The sequence below is a fragment of the Aliamphritea ceti genome (genome assembly GCF_024347215.1).
Taxonomy (GTDB): domain Bacteria; phylum Pseudomonadota; class Gammaproteobacteria; order Pseudomonadales; family Balneatricaceae; genus Amphritea; species Amphritea ceti.
In genome coordinates this window covers 4,820,194-4,838,680 of record NZ_AP025282.1, presented here as the reverse complement: position 1 = coordinate 4,838,680, position 18,487 = coordinate 4,820,194, and the positions used below count along the sequence as shown (strand labels likewise).

The following is an 18,487-nucleotide window of genomic DNA, read 5'->3' as shown; positions in this document are numbered from 1 at the left end:
GGTTTGTGTGGTTTGTGTGGTTTGTGTGGTTTGTTTAGGGCTTGAGCGGAGCGACGCGTACCTGGTCTCCGGGGCGGATATGCAGTTGGCTAAGGCAGCGTTCTGGTAAATAGATATGACCAGTATCACGACTGGCGTCTACCAGCAGGCAACGAAACTCCTGTAAGCGAGTGTTACTGACTAAAAAACGATTATTGATGATTGCAGCAGGTGCGTCTGACTGAACTAAGGCTGTGAGGCTTTCGCTGTCTCGTATTGCGCGTATATCATCCAGTTTGCAGGCTAATGTTGGCCCGCCATCAAATATATCCACATAGTTCTCATAGCGAAATCCTTCGCTTTCAAGCATTTTCCTGGCTGGTGCGGTTTGATCATGCACTTCACCAATTGCTTCTTTAGCGAAGTCGGGTAGTAAATGTATATAAATCGAGTGTTTAGGCATTAGCTCTGCAATGAATACTTTGTTACCTGTGCCGGTAAGGTAATCTGCCTGTGAAAATTCCATTGAAAAGAAATGCTGACCAAGCCCGTTCCAAAAGGGAGACTCTCCTTGGTCATTACTGACTCCACGCATTTCTGCGATAACTTTTTTGCTGAAACGTTCTTTGAATTGCGCCATGAACATAAAGCGACATTTTGATAACAGACTGCCGTTCTGGTTTTGTCTGGCACCAGGACGTAAATATAAGGTGCATACTTCCGCGCAGCCGGTGTAATCGTTACACAGATAAAGTGTTTCGAAGGTATTGTGAACCTCCAGTTCCCGGGATGCATGTACAACGATCCCTATACGATAGTGATAAAAAGGCATTTGTAATCCTACAGCGGCTTCAATACCGCAAACACCAACTACTTTGTCTGTTTCGGCATCTTCCATAACAAATAAATAGGACTCACCTTTGGGGGATGAAATATCCCGTTCCATCGCGCTACAGCTATGGCGGATTTTTTCGGCTAGTAAATTGCGGTTAGCGGGTAATGAAGTAAAGCCTGGTCCGCTTTCAAGTGCGATATCAAAAAGCACATCCAGATCTTTTATGGTGATAGGACGAATCAGATTAGTGGTTGTATCCATGTTTCACCCCTTGGTTATCAGGTTTGTTGCTGTGGACCAATTAACGAAGATGTACAGGCGAAGATGTCTAGAGTTATCAACGTCGACCTATTGTTAAGTCTAGACGTAAAGGGCTTCTGCAGGCGGAAGTCTGTTTTCTTCATATTAAGGACCATTAGCTATTGCAATACATAAAACTAATATTAATATATGCGCATAAACAGATGTATTGTGTTTCGTCGTTATTAATCTGAAATCTTAGGGCTGTTTTATGGAAGCTAGTGCGCAGTTTTTTAAAGCTTTATCGGAGCCCGTCCGGCTACGTTTGTTAAACATTCTTAACCAACATGATGAAGTATGTGTATGTGATCTGGTGGACTGCTTAGGCATATCTCAAAGTCTGGCCTCGAGGCATTTAGCGTACCTGCGTAACAGTGGCTTGGTTCAGGCGCGACGCGAAGGTGTATGGATGCATTATCGTTTACAGGGGGATGCCTGGCAGATTAGCTGGCTGAAAGAAATGCTTGATCAGTTAGCTAAGCGTGAACAGCAATTAGTAACAGATTTACAGACACTGACAGAATTGGCGTGCTGCAATGCTGCCGAAAATTAATTAAGTAATAGTGCTTTCATGGGAGGCATAACATGAGTGTTCGGGTGGCAATAAATGGTTTCGGTCGCATGGGGCGGTTAGCTTTGCGGGCGTGCTGGGGTTGGCCGGAGCTGGATATCGTATTGATTAACGATGTTGCAGCTGATGCGGCCACTGCTGCACATTTATTGAATTTCGATTCACAGCACGGCAAGTGGTCGAATCAGGCTGAAGCGACTTCAGATGGTGCCGCAATGCGGGTTGGCGACAAACAAATTAGTTACTGTCAGCAACATAATATTAATGATTTACCACTGGCAGCACAAAAGGTGGATGTCGTTGTGGACTGTACCGGTGTACATAAAACAACGCCTGCATTGCAGCCCTACTTTACTCAGGGTGTAAAGAAAGTGGTGGTATCTGCGCCCGTCAAAGATGGTCCGCTTAACATTGTGATGGGTGTCAACGATCATCTTTATGATCCACAGCAAAATCACATTGTTACCGCTGCTTCCTGTACGACTAACTGCCTGGCGCCTGTGGTTAAGGTTATACATGAACAGCTGGGTATAGTGCATGGTTCGATGACGACCATTCATGACATTACGAATACCCAAAGTATTTTGGATACGCCGCATAAAGATCTGCGTCGGGCGCGGGCATCAGGTATGTCTCTCATTCCTACAAGTACCGGCTCAGCAACAGCAATTGCGCTGATCTTTCCTGAGCTTCAGGGGAAGCTAAACGGTATTGCAGTTCGGGTACCACTGACAAACAGCTCTTTAACTGACTGTGTATTTGAAGTTTCAAGAGATACAGATATAGCTGAAGTTAATAAAGTACTGAAAGACGCATCCGAAACCTATCTGGCTGGTGTGCTTGGATATGAAGAGCGGCCGCTTGTATCTATAGATTACGTAGATGATGTCCGTTCGGGAATTGTAGATGCACTATCAACAATGGTGATTAATAAGCGTCAGGTGAAGTTACTGGTCTGGTATGACAATGAGATCGGTTATGTGAACCGGATGATGGAGCTGACGAAGAAGGTTGCTGCTCAGCTGTGAACCTCCTGACAAAAAAAGCTTTAACACCCTGGCAGCAGTATTTACTGGTTACCCTCAGTTACTGGAGTTTTACTCTGACAGATGGTGCTTTACGCATGCTGGTGGTGTTGCACTTTAATAGTTTGGGGTACAGCCCATTTGCGATTGCGATGTTATTTGTTCTGTATGAACTGTGTGGTGTGGTGACTAACTTACTGGGTGGTTGGTTAGCAGCCCGTATGGGGCTTAACCGAACGATGCATGCAGGGCTGCTATTACAGATAGGTGCGCTTTTAATGCTCACGGTGCCGAATGAATATCTCACTGTAATATATGTAATGGTAGCGCAGGCTTTATCCGGTATAGCAAAAGATCTCAATAAAATGAGTGCGAAAAGCGCGATTAAGACATTGCTTCCTGAACAGCAGGAAGGACGTCTATATCGCTGGGTAGCGTTGCTGACTGGTTCGAAAAATGCCCTCAAAGGAGTTGGTTATTTTATGGGGGCTTTGCTGTTGCAGGTCTTAAGCTTTAGCGGCAGTCTCATGTTAATGGCCGGATTACTCCTGGCAGTTCTGTTGCTTACCGCTGGGCTCATAAGCGGTGATCTGGGCCAAATGAAAGTTAAACCAAAATTTCGGGAGATCTTTTCGAACAGTCAGCCTGTAAATGTATTATCTGCTGCGCGGTTATTTTTGTTTGGCGCACGGGATGTCTGGTTTGTGGTTGCGTTACCGGTCTATCTGCAGTTAGTGCTTGGATGGCAGCATTCTGAAATAGGCAGTTTTCTTGCAGTGTGGGTTATAGGCTATGGTGTTGTGCAAGCACTGGCACCTATGATTACCGGAGCCAGAAAAAAAGCTAAAGAGACAGTTGAATATGTACCTGCAGGTAGGGCCGCTTTTGGTTGGGTAGCAGTGTTAAGCGTTATCCCGTTGGGGATGCTTGTTGCGGCACAATTACTAAACGGGCTTACAAGTGTTGTGCTTATTGGTGGTCTGTTAGTTTTCGGTGCTGTGTTTGCTGTTAATTCTTCTTTGCATTCTTTTTTAATACTCAGATATGCGCGAGCTGAAGGTGTATCGCTGGATGTAGGATTCTATTATATGTCGAATGCTGCTGGGCGCTTATTTGGTACTGTGTTGTCGGGCGGCGTGTATCAGCTTTGGGGTTTAGAGGCTTGTTTGCTGATCAGCGCGCTTAGTTTGATCATTGCAGCTTTGGTGTCATTAAAATTACCACGGTATGCATAATTGTATGCTTGCAGGTATTTGTAGCTTAGTGTTCTGAATAAGGCTTTATGTAGAAGAAAAGTAGATGTTCTACAGTTTTTAAACGCAGCTTATATAGCTGCGTTTTTTTATGCCTGTCGTTAGCGGCTTATGTGGCGATCAACATAGCGATAAAAGCCGCGGTTTTTGCAGCGCAAAAACTAATTACAATTATTGCTCAAAAGGCTGTTGACTCTTTTCAGCTGGTCCCTATAATACGCCCCCACATTGAGACGCAAGACAGCGGCAACGCAGACAAGCAGACACAATGAGAAACAAAGTAACTCACTGATAAACAGCTTGTTTTGAAGTTCGAGTGAAATGCTTCGACCGGAACGAAAGTTTGTTTTTCCGGTTTTGAAACATTCTGCGGAATGATTCAAAATCTTCTGAAAATAAGCGTTGACTTCCACCGGGTGTTGAGTAGAATACGCACCTCGCTTGAGACGACAGCAGCCACGGTCAACACCGACTGCTGAGACGGATTAAGCAACGCTCTTTAACAATTTGATCAGATAATTCGTGTGGGCGCTTGTTGAGATGAAGCACAAAAGCTTTATCAAAGATAAGCAACCTAGTGAATTCATTTATGAGATTTACAAAGTTAGTTTAACTTTGAGCTAGATTTAAGACACTGTTTACAGTGTCGAAATTAAACTGAAGAGTTTGATCATGGCTCAGATTGAACGCTGGCGGCAGGCTTAACACATGCAAGTCGAGCGGTAACAGGGGTAGCTTGCTACCCGCTGACGAGCGGCGGACGGGTGAGTAACGCGTACGAATCTGCCTAGTAGTGGGGGATAGCCCAGAGAAATTTGGATTAATACCGCATACGCCCTACGGGGGAAAGCAGGGGACCTTCGGGCCTTGCGCTATTAGATGAGCGTGCGTCGGATTAGCTAGTTGGTGGGGTAATGGCCTACCAAGGCGACGATCCGTAGCTGGTCTGAGAGGATGATCAGCCACACTGGGACTGAGACACGGCCCAGACTCCTACGGGAGGCAGCAGTGGGGAATATTGCACAATGGGCGCAAGCCTGATGCAGCCATGCCGCGTGTGTGAAGAAGGCCTTAGGGTTGTAAAGCACTTTCAGCAGTGAGGAAAGGTTAGTAGTTAATAACTGCTAGCTGTGACGTTAACTGCAGAAGAAGGACCGGCTAACTCCGTGCCAGCAGCCGCGGTAATACGGAGGGTCCGAGCGTTAATCGGAATTACTGGGCGTAAAGCGCGCGTAGGTGGTTATTTAAGTCAGATGTGAAAGCCCTGGGCTCAACCTAGGAACTGCACCTGATACTGGATAACTAGAGTACAGAAGAGGGTAGTGGAATTTCCTGTGTAGCGGTGAAATGCGTAGATATAGGAAGGAACACCAGTGGCGAAGGCGACTACCTGGTCTGATACTGACACTGAGGTGCGAAAGCGTGGGGAGCAAACAGGATTAGATACCCTGGTAGTCCACGCCGTAAACGATGTCTACTAGCCGTTGGGACACTTGATGTCTTAGTGGCGCAGCTAACGCACTAAGTAGACCGCCTGGGGAGTACGGCCGCAAGGTTAAAACTCAAATGAATTGACGGGGGCCCGCACAAGCGGTGGAGCATGTGGTTTAATTCGACGCAACGCGAAGAACCTTACCTACTCTTGAAATCCTGCGAAGTCGGAAGAGATTCTGATGTGCCTTCGGGAACGCAGTGACAGGTGCTGCATGGCTGTCGTCAGCTCGTGTTGTGAAATGTTGGGTTAAGTCCCGTAACGAGCGCAACCCTTGTCCTTATTTGCCAGCACTTCGGGTGGGAACTCTAAGGAGACTGCCGGTGACAAACCGGAGGAAGGTGGGGACGACGTCAAGTCATCATGGCCCTTACGAGTAGGGCTACACACGTGCTACAATGGCCGGTACAGAGGGCTGCAATCCTGCGAGGGGGAGCTAATCTCACAAAACCGGTCGTAGTCCGGATTGGAGTCTGCAACTCGACTCCATGAAGTCGGAATCGCTAGTAATCGTGAATCAGAATGTCACGGTGAATACGTTCCCGGGCCTTGTACACACCGCCCGTCACACCATGGGAGTGGATTGCACCAGAAGTAGCTAGCTTAACCTTCGGGAGGGCGGTTACCACGGTGTGGTTCATGACTGGGGTGAAGTCGTAACAAGGTAGCCCTAGGGGAACCTGGGGCTGGATCACCTCCTTAAACGATAGCGGATTCTCAGCAAGCGTTCACACGAATTATCTGATCAGTTGTAGAGTAAGTACTGGGGCTATAGCTCAGCTGGGAGAGCGCCTGCTTTGCACGCAGGAGGTCTGCGGTTCGATCCCGCATAGCTCCACCATTTCTCATGCCTTGAGAGTGGTTAGTACTTAAGATTTGTATTTGAGAATACAAAAGCTAATACATGAAAATCATGTGTATTACCTTTTGTCTTTTTTTAGACAGAACGCTCTTTAACAATTTAAATCCTGTAAAAAACGAGAATTAAGAAGTAAAAAATGTACAAGCGCTAATCCGGCGTAAATGTATCGTTACTTCAGCGTTATTTACTTTGTATAAAGTAGATGGCTATGAAGTTTTATCAGTCACTTTGAATCAGACCCTTTTGGGTTATATGGTCAAGTGACTAAGCGTGCACGGTGGATGCCTTGGCAGTCAGAGGCGATGAAGGACGTGGTAACCTGCGATAAGGTTTGGGGAGTCGGTAAACAGGCTTTGATCCAAACATTTCCGAATGGGGAAACCCACCCAGTGTAAGCTGGGTATCTCTTGAGTGAATACATAGCTCTTGAGAGGCGAACTCGGGGAACTGAAACATCTAAGTACCCGAAGGAAAAGAAATCAACCGAGATTCCCCTAGTAGCGGCGAGCGAACGGGGACCAGCCCTTAAGCTGTGTTGTAGTTAGTAGAACGCTCTGGAAAGTGCGGCCGTAGTGGGTGATAGCCCCGTATACGAAAACTTATACACAGTGAAATCGAGTAGGACGGGACACGTGATATCCTGTCTGAACATGGGGGGACCATCCTCCAAGGCTAAATACTCCTGACTGACCGATAGTGAACCAGTACCGTGAGGGAAAGGCGAAAAGAACCCCTGTGAGGGGAGTGAAATAGAACCTGAAACCGTGTACGTACAAGCAGTGGGAGCGGACTTGTTCCGTGACTGCGTACCTTTTGTATAATGGGTCAGCGACTTAATTTCAGTAGCAAGGTTAACCGTTTAGGGGAGCCGTAGGGAAACCGAGTCTTAATAGGGCGTGTAGTTGCTGGGATTAGACCCGAAACCGAGCGATCTATCCATGGGCAGGTTGAAGGTTGAGTAACATCAACTGGAGGACCGAACCGACTGTCGTTGAAAAGCCAGCGGATGACTTGTGGATCGGAGTGAAAGGCTAATCAAGCTCGGAGATAGCTGGTTCTCCTCGAAAGCTATTTAGGTAGCGCCTCATATCTCACCTACGGGGGTAGAGCACTGTTTCGGCTAGGGGGTCATCCCGACTTACCAACCCGATGCAAACTCCGAATACCGTAGAGTGCAATTATGGGAGACACACTGCGGGTGCTAACGTCCGTTGTGGAAAGGGAAACAACCCAGACCGTCAGCTAAGGTCCCAAAGTTATGGTTAAGTGGGAAACGATGTGGGAAGGCTCAGACAGCTAGGAGGTTGGCTTAGAAGCAGCCACCCTTTAAAGAAAGCGTAATAGCTCACTAGTCGAGTCGGCCTGCGCGGAAGATATAACGGGGCTCAAACCATACACCGAAGCTACGGACGCAACTTGTTTGCGTGGTAGAGGAGCGTTCTGTAAGCCGTTGAAGGGAAAGCTGTAAGGCATCCTGGAGGTATCAGAAGTGCGAATGCTGACATGAGTAACGATAAGGGGGGTGAAAAACCTCCCCGCCGGAAGACCAAGGGTTCCTATCCAATGCTAATCAGGGTAGGGTGAGTCGACCCCTAAGGCGAGGCCGAAAGGCGTAGTCGATGGGAAACAGGTTAATATTCCTGTACTTCTTGTTATTGCGATGGAGTGACGGAGAAGGCTAGGCCATCACGGCGTTGGTTGTCCGTGTTTAAGGCTGTAGGCTGGGGAATTAGGAAAATCCGGTTCCCTAAGGCTGAGAGTCGATGACGAGTCCTCTTTTGGACGAAGTGGTTGATGCCATGCTTCCAGGAAAAACTTCTAAGCTTCAGATAACAAGAAATCGTACCCCAAACCGACACAGGTGGTCAGGTAGAGAATACCAAGGCGCTTGAGAGAACTCGGGTGAAGGAACTAGGCAAAATGGTACCGTAACTTCGGGAGAAGGTACGCCCCTGACGGTGATGAGACTTGCTCTCTAAGCTGTTGGGGGTCGAAGATACTAGGTGGCTGCGACTGTTTATTAAAAACACAGCACTCTGCAAACACGAAAGTGGACGTATAGGGTGTGACGCCTGCCCGGTGCTTGAAGGTTAATTGATGGGGTTAGCTTCGGCGAAGCTCTTGATCGAAGCCCAAGTAAACGGCGGCCGTAACTATAACGGTCCTAAGGTAGCGAAATTCCTTGTCGGGTAAGTTCCGACCTGCACGAATGGCGTAACGATGGCCACACTGTCTCCACCCGAGACTCAGTGAAATTGAAATTGCGGTTAAGATGCCGTATATCCGCGGCTAGACGGAAAGACCCCGTGAACCTTTACTATAGCTTCGCAGTGGACTTTGATATTACTTGTGTAGGATAGCTGGGAGGCTTTGAAACTTGGACGCTAGTTCGAGTGGAGCCAATCTTGAAATACCAGCCTGGTACTATTGAGGTTCTAACGCAGGTCCCTTATCGGGATCGCGGACATTGTGTGGTGGGTAGTTTGACTGGGGCGGTCTCCTCCTAAAGAGTAACGGAGGAGTACGAAGGTGCGCTCAGCATGGTCGGAAATCATGCATCGAGTATAAAGGCATAAGCGCGCTTGACTGCGAGACTGACACGTCGAGCAGGTACGAAAGTAGGTCTTAGTGATCCGGTGGTTCTGTATGGAAGGGCCATCGCTCAACGGATAAAAGGTACTCCGGGGATAACAGGCTGATACCGCCCAAGAGTTCACATCGACGGCGGTGTTTGGCACCTCGATGTCGGCTCATCACATCCTGGGGCTGAAGCCGGTCCCAAGGGTATGGCTGTTCGCCATTTAAAGTGGTACGCGAGCTGGGTTTAGAACGTCGTGAGACAGTTCGGTCCCTATCTGCCGTGGACGTTTGAGATTTGAGAAGAGTTGCTCCTAGTACGAGAGGACCGGAGTGAACGAACCTCTGGTGTTCGGGTTGTCATGCCAATGGCATTGCCCGGTAGCTATGTTCGGACAGGATAACCGCTGAAAGCATCTAAGCGGGAAGCCCCCTTCAAGATGAGATCTCACTGGGACCTTGAGTCCCCTGAAGAGCCGTTCAAGACCAGGACGTTGATAGGCTGGGTGTGTAAGCGTTGTGAGGCGTTGAGCTAACCAGTACTAATTGCTCGTGAGGCTTGACCATATAACGCCAAAAGCGTTTGGTTGTGTGATTACACAACACGGATCAAGTGATTGATGAAGATACATTGCTGCAAAGCATGTTGGATTAGAGTTTGTACATCATCTTAAGACTCGATTAGCCTGAAGAAGGCATACAGGATTTTTATTGTTACAGTTTTTTGCTTGGCGACCATAGCGAGATGGAACCACCCGATCCCTTACCGAACTCGGAAGTGAAACGTCTTAGCGCCGATGGTAGTGTGGGGATTCCCCATGTGAGAGTAGGTCATCGCCAAGCACCTATTTAAGAAACCCTGCTACGTTGTAGCAGGGTTTTTTTTTCGTCTGCAGAAAAGGTCGGCCATCGGCTGCTCAAGGTCACCTGTTTAAGAAACCCTGCCAGGCTGCAGTATCAGGCTCTATCGTCCGCCGGAAAGGCTAGCACCGACTGTTTAATAAGACCTATTTAAAATAGCTCTGCCGGATGGTAGCTAAGCGTTTATCAGTTAAAAGCGTAAGTTACCGTGAATGTATAGCCTTAACATGAGCGCTCCTTTAGGAGGCTTGTACGGGCGTTCTTTCTGGATCGAAAAGTTGGTTTGAAAAGAGAAGTTAGCAGTTCAAGCTTAAAGTTGGATGAGGCTTCATGAGCCTAAATTTCTTTTAAACAAGGCTTCATATTGATGTAAAGAAAGCTGTTTGTTTTTCAGTAACTGCTTGGTAGCAAGATATAAGTAACTGTAAAGTAAATAGAAATGCGTGAAGCTCTTATTTCAAGCTTGTGAAGGAAAGAAGGTTTTAAGAAAAGGAAGAAGGCTGGATATTAAGTGTTCTGATGTAAGCAGGTGGTGCTATAGGGTATGTGTAGAAGGAATTAACTCAACCCCTAGGCTGACGATGGAGTCGTTTTGCTTAGAGATTGAGTTGTCAGAAGTTAAGCGCTTACAAAGCGTCTACGTCAGTTTCGCCGGTACGGATACGAATCGCTTGTTCCAGCGGAGTTACGAAGATTTTACCGTCACCGATTTTTCCGGTGTTAGCTGTTTTGCTGATGGCTTCGATGACCTGGTCCAGCATCGTTTCATCGATAGCTGCTTCGATTTTTACCTTAGGTAGAAAATCTACCACGTATTCGGCACCACGGTAGAGTTCGGTATGACCTTTCTGGCGACCAAAGCCTTTAACTTCAGTCACTGTGATACCCTGAATACCGATTTCGGACAGGGCTTCACGTACGTCATCCAGTTTGAACGGCTTAATAACCGCACTTACCAGTTTCATCATTGTATCCTCGCTTGGGTCTGTTTTGGTCTTGTCTTAACAAGAGCCTCAGACAGTTGGAGTTTAAGCCTAAAATCTGGGGGGCAATTATACCCAGCTTTAGCTGTTTAATAAATCAAGGCTACAACTACGATGTGGAACAGGATCAATAATCGTCGCAGTTGTACCCTTGATAACTCAAATTGTTAGCTCTTGTTTGCAAACTCTGGGTAGGCTTCCATACCGCATTCGGCAAGATCGACACCCTGATATTCTTCTTCAGCACTTACCCTAATACCCATCAATTGTTTCAAAATAGCCCAGACAATCAGGCTGACAATGAATACCCAGATAAATATTGTTGCAGCACCGATTAGCTGACCGCTGAAGGTAGAACCGTCGTTGGTTACTGGTACAAGAATGAGGCCAAGTAAGCCACAAACTCCGTGTACTGAAATAGCGCCTACTGGGTCATCAATGCGGAGTTTATCCAGCGTCAGAATAGAGAATACAACTAAGACACCGCCTATAGCGCCAAACAGGCTGGCTTGCAAAGGAGTTGGTGTTGAAGGCTCTGCAGTGATGGTTACCAGGCCAGCTAATGCACCGTTCAATAGCATTGTTAAATCTGCTTTACCGAATAGTGCACGGGCTGTCAGCAAGGCACAGATTGCACCTGTTGCCGCTGCTGCATTGGTGTTAAGGAATACCATAGCAACACTGTGTGCGCTGTTAACATCACCGAGTTTCAGTACGGATCCACCGTTAAAACCGAACCAGCCCATCCATAGAATGAAAGTGCCTAGAGTCGCTAGTGGCAGGTTTGCACCAGGAATAGCTTTTATTGAGTTGCCTTTATATTTGCCGTGGCGAGGCCCCAATAACAATACGGCTGCAAGTGCTGCGCTTGCACCAGCCATGTGTACAATGCCTGAGCCTGCGAAATCAGAGAAGCCTAAGTCACCAAGATTGTAGAGACCGAATACATCGTCACCGTTCCAGGTCCAGGCACCTTCCATAGGGTAAATAACTCCTGTCATAACCACTGCAAAGCTGAGGAATGCCCAGAGTTTCATACGTTCAGCGACAGCACCAGAAACGATCGACATGGCTGTTGCAACGAACACAACCTGGAAGAAAAAATCAGAAGCTGGTGAATATACTGCATCCCCCTCGAATCCATTGCTTGCTGAATCCGCCTGTACCTGATTGATGTCCAGGCTGCCGATACCATCAAGGAAAAAGCCACCGCCGTACATGATCTGATATCCGCAGACCAGATACATAAAACATGAGATTGCATATAGGGCGACGTTTTTAGTGAGGATTTCTGTTGTGTTTTTAGCACGTACTAATCCTGCCTCTAACATTGCGAAGCCAGCGGCCATCCACATAACCAGTGCGCCGCATACCAGGAAGTAAAAGGTATCCAAAGCGTACTGTAAGGCAAATATCTGATTTTCCATCGAGTCCTCCAGTAAATTGCTGATTTTCAAATCATCTTTTACTCAGGCTATGGCAGAAATTGTGCCACTAAATAAATAGTCTATTAATAACAGTTGGTTGCGTTGATTTAGGTGGCAAAATAATAGTTTGTTGAGTGATAGTAAAATATGCTCCGGGCAATTATGGCGCAGCGGTAAATGCGATTCGCACTGTTTTGGTGCTTTTCTTTACAGTGCTTATACGTGTTAAAAAGTGCATTGCTTGATATATTTAGAGGTCATTACTATTACGAAATCCGGAGCTCCGGATGTATGAGGTTGTATGATTAATCAGGCATTTTTACAGGGGTTAAGTGATCAGCTTGGCCAGTTAATGAGTAAAGCTCCAGGTGGTAACGCGAATTTACAAGGTCAGATTCAGGGCGTGTTGCAAGGCGCATTCAGTAAAATGGATCTGGTTAACCGCGAAGAGTTTGATGCTCAGTCAGCGGTGTTAGCGCGTACCCGGGCGAAGTTGGAAGCACTTGAGAGCCAGCTGTCTGTACTGGAGTCACGTATAGAGCAGGCTGATAAACAATAATATTTACAGGCTTATAAAGATAATAACAGACCATTAATGCTGGTCTTTTCTTCAAGCGTTCACCAGGGAAGGGTTTATGGCGCTGGCAATTATTCATACTCGGGCACAGTTGGGTGTCACTGCACCATTGGTCAATGTGGAAATACATCTTTCCGGTGGCTTACCTTGTTTTGCAATCGTTGGGCTTCCCGAAGCGGCAGTTAAGGAAAGCCGGGAAAGAGTACGCAGTGCGTTACTTAATTCTGGTTTTGATTTTCCTGCCCGGCGGATCACTGTGAACCTTGCACCGGCGGATTTACCTAAAGAGGGTGGTCGCTATGATTTAGCGATTGCGTTAGGAATATTACTCGCCAGTGATCAGCTGAAAGTAAAGCAACTTCAGGCGTATGAGTTTATGGCTGAACTGGGGCTAGGTGGTGAGTTGCGACCGGTTCGGGGTGTTTTACCAGCCGCTATTGCTTGTCAGGAGGCGGGTAACGCTTGTTGGGTTGCCCAGGGAAATGTTGCTGAAGCTATGTTGGTTGATGATTTGACCGTCTTTAGTGATTCAGATTTACTCAGTGTTTGTAATAGTCTGAGTGATGAGCATAGATGTTCTCCTACAAATGCTGAATCGACCACTGTAGTCAGTACGAATGTGGCCGATATGGCTGATATCAAAGGCCAGCATCAGGCGCGTCGCGGATTAGAAATAGCCGCTGCTGGCGGGCATAACATTCTTTTTTCTGGCCCTCCGGGTAGCGGAAAAAGTATGTTGGCATCTCGTTTACCGGGACTGTTGCCTCAGTTATCCCGGAAAGACCTACTTGAAACAGCTGCGATTTATTCTGTTGCAGGTATGGATTCCAGTAGTTTGTTGGCTGGAAGCAGGCCTTTCCGTGCGCCGCACCATACTGCGTCATCTGTTGCATTGGTAGGGGGAGGCAGTAAGCCCCGTCCGGGAGAGATTTCTCTGGCGCATCAGGGCGTATTATTTTTGGATGAGCTGCCTGAATTTCCCCGAACAGTACTGGAAGTTCTCCGTGAGCCTCTGGAATCAGGTAAGGTTGAGATATCCAGAGTTGCTCAGCAATTGAGTTTTCCTGCGCGTTTTCAGTTGGTAGCAGCAATGAATCCTTGTCCTTGTGGGTATCTGGGAGACTCTGACGGACGATGCCGTTGTACACCGGATCAAATCAGTCGTTATCAGCATAAAATTTCTGGTCCTTTATTAGATCGCATCGACTTGTTTTCCTGGGTGCCAGGTTTGCCTGCGGAGCAACTAATGGCAAGAGGAGGTGGTGAATCAAGTGATGACGTTCGAGGTAGGGTAATGCTGGCTCATGAGCTACAGATGCAGAGACAGGGGTGCCGTAATGCTGAGTTAATCACAGCTGATCTCGAGGTGTATTGTGCTTTGGGGGGTGTGGAGCAGGCATTATTAATTAACGCGATGCAGCGTCTAAAATTGTCAGCTCGGGCGGCCCATCGGGTCCTGAAAGTCGCGAGGACGGTTGCTGATATGAATCAGTCCGAAAATATAAATCAGACAGCGTTGTTAGAAGCGTTAGGATTCCGATTTAACGGTGTGCAGGTAGTTGCGGGGTGAAAATCAGTTAGTCTGAGTGTGTTTTTGGGGTGTTTGCTGGCTGTTTTGCAGCATGTTGAAGAAATCCTGGAAGGGCATAGGGCGGCTGTACAGAAAGCCCTGAGCCTGATAACAGTCGTGCTCGATAAGAAAGTCATGCTGCGCGCGGGTTTCAACGCCTTCGGCTATGACTTCTATATTCAGGCTGCGTGCAAGGTTGATGATAGCTTTCACGATTTCCCGGTCGTCCTGCTGTTCAATAACACCCTGAGTAAAGGAACGGTCAATTTTAAGGCTGTTTACCGGGAGTTTTTGCAGCAATGTAAAAGATGAGTAACCGGTGCCGAAATCATCCAGCGAGAAGGTAATACCCAACTGATTCAGTTCTTCTATACCCTGACGAATATGTGCTTCATTACTAAATAGCGCTGATTCAGTTAATTCAAACTCCAAAATAGAAGTGTCTATCTGGTACTTTTCGATCAAACGTTGAATTGTACGACTTAAATAGCGGTCTTCAAATTGCCGGAATGACAAGTTGACGCCGATGCGGCCTATATTGAGTTTCGCCCGATTGATCGTTTGCATATCCATACCGGCGCGATAAATAACCCAATAACCAATAGGGACAATGAGTCCGGTGCGTTCAGCCAGATCGATAAATTCACCCGGCGCAATTAATCCTCGTTCTGGATGCCGCCAACGGATGAGTGCTTCTGCGCCAATAATAGTACCGGTACGTATGTCTACGCGGGGTTGGTAAAACAGTTCAAACTGTTCTTTCTGAAGCGCGACAATCAGGTCGGGTTCCAGATCATTCTGACCAGCTTCGGCATCGGGCAGGCTGCTGGCAAAAAAGTTGTAGCTGCATTCGCTACGCTGTTTAGCCTGTAACCGTGCCTGATGAGCCTGAAAAATTATGCTGTCTGCATCCTGGTGTTGTCTTGAAATGCTGATGCCCGCGCTACAAGGCAAAGTAAACTCTCCATCGTTGAGCTGATAAGGCTCACTAAGAGATGCTAATAGAGCTTCGCAAATCGGTTTAAGGGCTGCTTCAGTATCCTGTTCGGCCTCTAATAAATAAAAGAGACTGAATTCATCGGCACCCATACGGGCTATGTCACAGTCGAACAGATTGGCAATGCGGCGTGCCAGTATCTGAACAATGCGGTCACCAGCCTGGCTGCCATTCAGGTGGTTAAAGCGGCTAAATCCGTCGAGATCGATGTTAATCAGTGCGATGCTTTTGGTTGTCTGGCTCAGGGTGTCACATAGCTGGGTATAAAAATGATGTCGGTTCTGTAAACCTGTTAACAAGTCGGATTGTGGTGCTGAATGAAATTGTTCTGACGGATAAGCTTGCTGTTGTGGTGTTGCTTTAACTGAATAGCGAATAACTCGCTTCAACCTGTCTGTAGTGAGATCCGAAGTGACCAGGTATTCAGTTGCGCCTGCGGAGAGAAAGCTTTGATTGCGAAACCGACTGAAATTCAGGTCGAAGGCAATGACTGGAATGCCAGGGTGCTTCTGACAGAGTTGTTGTAATAGCAGAATAGGGTAGTCGCCGGGTTGGCAGGCATGTAGAAAAATAACATCAGGCAGAGTTGCGAGCTTGGTCTCGAGCTGGCTGGCAATTACCTGACGGCATACAAACAGGTGCTCTTCAGCGAGTAGCTCAGCCAGTCGCCAGGTATCTTCATTGGCGCCGATCAGTAAGCAATCAACGCCAGATTGTATGCACGCGGGTTGTACAGAAGTCATAAGACATCTCAAAACAAATCTGTTGAAAACGTCCTGTAACTGTTTACCATCGTTTTGCAATTCTATGCGTTGTCATTCCATGACATAATTGCAACCTGAGGTTTTAACAGCCTCAACTTACATTTGAGTAGGTTGACTAGAAGTTTGCAAAGACACTTATTTCTAAAAATCCATACGCCTTATTCTTTCAAGAGTAACATGGCGATAGCTTTGATCAAGTACTTTCTGTGATAAAAAGTGGTTTAAAAATAATATCTTACGGGATTTTCGTGAGTTTGTTTTTCAGCCAACAATAAGCTATCGGCAGTTTTAGGCAATAACTTTAGCTATTTCTCAGGTTTTTATGGCAAAACTTAATCCTCGCCAGCAAGAAGCGGTTGACTATATCAGTGGCCCGCTGTTGGTTCTGGCCGGAGCCGGATCAGGCAAAACCAGTGTGATCACCCGGAAGATTGCCTATCTTATCGAGCGATGCGGTATTAAAGCGCACAATATTGCGGCAGTGACTTTCACCAATAAAGCGTCCCGTGAAATGAAAGAGCGGGTTGGTACTCTGGTGAAAAAATCGGCTACTCGCGGACTGACGGTGTCGACCTTTCACAACCTGGGTCTCAATATTATTCGTAAAGAGCATAAAACCCTTGGCTTTAAAAAAGGTTTTTCGTTATTTGACGATCAGGATACCAAGTCGCTGCTAAAAAGCCTGATGCTGCATAACAATGAAGATGTCGATCAGGTCGATGCAGTACAAAATACGATCTCTAACTGGAAGAACGAGATGGTTAGCCCTGAGCAGGCCCTTGTGCAGGCTCAGGGGCCCGCAGATATACTTGCTGCCAGAGCTTACGACTCCTACGCACAGAGCCTGAAAGCTTACAATGCAGTTGATTTTGATGATCTTATTTTATTACCGGCGCAATTGTTTCTGAATCATCCAGAAGTGTTAGAGCGCTGGCAGAATAAGATTCGTTACCTGCTAGTCGATGAGTATCAGGATACTAATACCAGTCAGTATCTGTTGGTCAAAATGTTAGTTGGTATCCGTGGTGCTCTGACAGTGGTCGGTGATGATGATCAGTCGATTTACTCATGGCGAGGCGCAAGGCCTGAAAACCTGAATCAGTTGCAGTTAGATTTTCCCAGTCTGAAAGTTGTAAAACTTGAGCAAAACTATCGTTCAACCAGCCGTATTCTGAAAGCTGCCAACAGTGTTATATCAAATAACCCACACGTGTTTGATAAGACCCTTTGGAGTGATATGGGTTATGGTGAACTGATTCGGGTGGTATTCAATGCTGATGAAGATGCTGAGTGTGAACGGGTAGCGACAGATATTCTGGACCAGCATTTACGTTTACGCCGCCAGTTCAAAGACTTTGCAATTCTTTACCGGGGTAACCATCAGGCTCGCCTACTGGAACTAAAGTTACAGAGCTTTCAGATTCCTTATAAGCTGAATGGCGGTACATCTTTTTTTGGTCGTGCTGAGATAAAGGACATCATGTCCTATATGAAAGTGTTGGTTAACCCCGATGATGATAATGCTTTCCTGCGAATTATTAATTTGCCCCGGCGGGAAATTGGCCCAACGACTTTGTTAAAGCTTGGTGAGTATGCCAATACCCGTCAAATCAGTTTATTTAATGCTTGTGATGAACTGGGTCTGGAGCAGGTATTACCGCCAGCAGCTGTGGAGCGTTTACGTCGTTTCAATAACTGGCTTCAGGGTATATTGGAGCAATGCGAACGGGGTGATCCGATCAACGGCATTGCAAAAATGATCGACGATATTGATTACACAGGCTGGATTATGCAAAACAGTTCCAGTGATGTCGTCGGTGAAAAACGTATGCAGAATGTCTGGATATTGGTGGATTCATTGCGCAGTACGCTTGAGCGTTTACAGGAAGATGATCCTGATGCAGGTATTCGTGAAACAATTGCCCGTTTGATACTGATGGATATTATGGAGCGTCAGGAAGAAGAGGATGAGTCTGATAAAGTTCAGCTGATGACCCTGCATGCTTCAAAAGGACTCGAGTTTCCGTATGTCTACCTGATAGGTATGGAAGAAGAGCTGTTACCGCATCGTAATAGCATTGAAAGTGGTGATATCGAAGAAGAGCGTCGTTTAGCATATGTAGGTATTACCCGTGCCAAACAGGAGCTGACACTGACGTTAGCACGACAGCGTAAGCAGTACGGTGAAAAAGTTGATTGTGCTCCAAGCCGCTTTATTGAAGAGATTCCTCAGGATGACTTGGTCTATGAAGGCAAAGGGGATGTGTGTGAAACCACCAATAAAGCAAGGGGACGTGCCACCTTATCCGGTTTACGTGATTTGTTAGATGATCTTTAATAAGCAGCTGAGTTAAAAAACCGCGAAAAATTATAGCTATAAAAAAACCGCTGTCTGTTACCAGGCAGCGGTTTTC

General features: G+C 46.8%; 10 protein-coding genes, 1 tRNA gene and 3 rRNA genes. 10 read left to right on the top strand and 4 right to left on the bottom strand.

Features of this window, described 5'->3' with window-relative positions:
* Positions 1 to 34 precede the first annotated feature (34 nt).
* Positions 35 to 1,075 carry an arginine N-succinyltransferase gene (gene astA, locus OCU49_RS21955; RefSeq protein WP_261842648.1) on the bottom strand — a complete coding sequence of 347 codons (1,041 nt, stop codon included), beginning with the start codon at positions 1,073 to 1,075 and terminating at the stop codon, positions 35 to 37.
* Between the two features lie 250 nt (positions 1,076 to 1,325).
* Between astA and OCU49_RS21950 the strand changes: the two genes are divergently transcribed.
* The 7 genes from OCU49_RS21950 (at position 1,326) to rrf (ending at position 9,737) form a co-directional block, all read left to right on the top strand.
* Positions 1,326 to 1,667 (top strand): ArsR/SmtB family transcription factor, encoded by a 342-nt coding sequence (locus OCU49_RS21950; protein ID WP_261842647.1) that lies wholly within the window; start codon positions 1,326 to 1,328, stop codon positions 1,665 to 1,667.
* Between the two features lie 32 nt (positions 1,668 to 1,699).
* Positions 1,700 to 2,713 (top strand): ArsJ-associated glyceraldehyde-3-phosphate dehydrogenase, encoded by a 1,014-nt coding sequence (locus OCU49_RS21945; RefSeq protein ID WP_261842646.1) that lies wholly within the window; start codon positions 1,700 to 1,702, stop codon positions 2,711 to 2,713.
* On the top strand, positions 2,710 to 3,945 hold the full coding sequence (gene arsJ / locus OCU49_RS21940; RefSeq protein WP_261842645.1) for an organoarsenical effux MFS transporter ArsJ: 1,236 nt from the start codon (positions 2,710 to 2,712) through the stop codon (positions 3,943 to 3,945). The genes OCU49_RS21945 and arsJ overlap by 4 nt, the downstream gene beginning before the upstream one ends.
* A 672-nt stretch (positions 3,946 to 4,617) precedes the next feature.
* Positions 4,618 to 6,157: ribosomal RNA gene (locus tag OCU49_RS21935) — 16S ribosomal RNA — on the top strand.
* A gap of 63 nt (positions 6,158 to 6,220) precedes the next feature.
* A tRNA-Ala gene (locus tag OCU49_RS21930) sits at positions 6,221 to 6,296 on the top strand.
* Between the two features lie 275 nt (positions 6,297 to 6,571).
* Positions 6,572 to 9,461 (top strand): 23S ribosomal RNA (locus OCU49_RS21925).
* Between the two features lie 160 nt (positions 9,462 to 9,621).
* Positions 9,622 to 9,737: ribosomal RNA gene (gene rrf / locus OCU49_RS21920) — 5S ribosomal RNA — on the top strand.
* The 16S, 23S and 5S rRNA genes sit together here with 1 tRNA gene alongside, the layout of an rRNA operon.
* 644 nt (positions 9,738 to 10,381) lie before the next feature.
* Here the strand turns inward: rrf and glnK are convergent.
* Positions 10,382 to 10,720 (bottom strand): P-II family nitrogen regulator, encoded by a 339-nt coding sequence (glnK, locus tag OCU49_RS21915; protein WP_261842644.1) that lies wholly within the window; start codon positions 10,718 to 10,720, stop codon positions 10,382 to 10,384.
* Between the two features lie 185 nt (positions 10,721 to 10,905).
* Positions 10,906 to 12,165, bottom strand: a complete 1,260-nt coding sequence (gene amtB / locus OCU49_RS21910) for an ammonium transporter AmtB (RefSeq protein WP_261842643.1) — start codon at positions 12,163 to 12,165, stop codon at positions 10,906 to 10,908.
* Positions 12,166 to 12,466: 301 nt separating this feature from the next.
* Between amtB and OCU49_RS21905 the strand changes: the two genes are divergently transcribed.
* Together OCU49_RS21905 and OCU49_RS21900 are read left to right on the top strand one after the other, a co-directional pair.
* Positions 12,467 to 12,724: an accessory factor UbiK family protein gene (locus tag OCU49_RS21905; protein WP_261842642.1), complete on the top strand. Its 258-nt coding sequence runs from the start codon at positions 12,467 to 12,469 to the stop codon at positions 12,722 to 12,724.
* 76 nt (positions 12,725 to 12,800) lie between these two features.
* Positions 12,801 to 14,312 (top strand): YifB family Mg chelatase-like AAA ATPase, encoded by a 1,512-nt coding sequence (locus tag OCU49_RS21900; protein WP_261842641.1) that lies wholly within the window; start codon positions 12,801 to 12,803, stop codon positions 14,310 to 14,312.
* Positions 14,313 to 14,315: 3 nt separating this feature from the next.
* On the opposite strand, the gene OCU49_RS21895 is transcribed toward OCU49_RS21900, so the two are convergent.
* Positions 14,316 to 16,052, bottom strand: a complete 1,737-nt coding sequence (locus OCU49_RS21895; RefSeq protein WP_261842640.1) for a putative bifunctional diguanylate cyclase/phosphodiesterase — start codon at positions 16,050 to 16,052, stop codon at positions 14,316 to 14,318.
* 343 nt (positions 16,053 to 16,395) lie between these two features.
* On the opposite strand from OCU49_RS21895, the gene rep reads away from it, so the two are divergent.
* Complete coding sequence (gene rep, locus OCU49_RS21890; RefSeq protein WP_261842639.1) at positions 16,396 to 18,411, top strand: DNA helicase Rep; 2,016 nt, start codon at positions 16,396 to 16,398, stop codon at positions 18,409 to 18,411.
* The last annotated feature ends 76 nt before the right edge of the window (positions 18,412 to 18,487 follow it).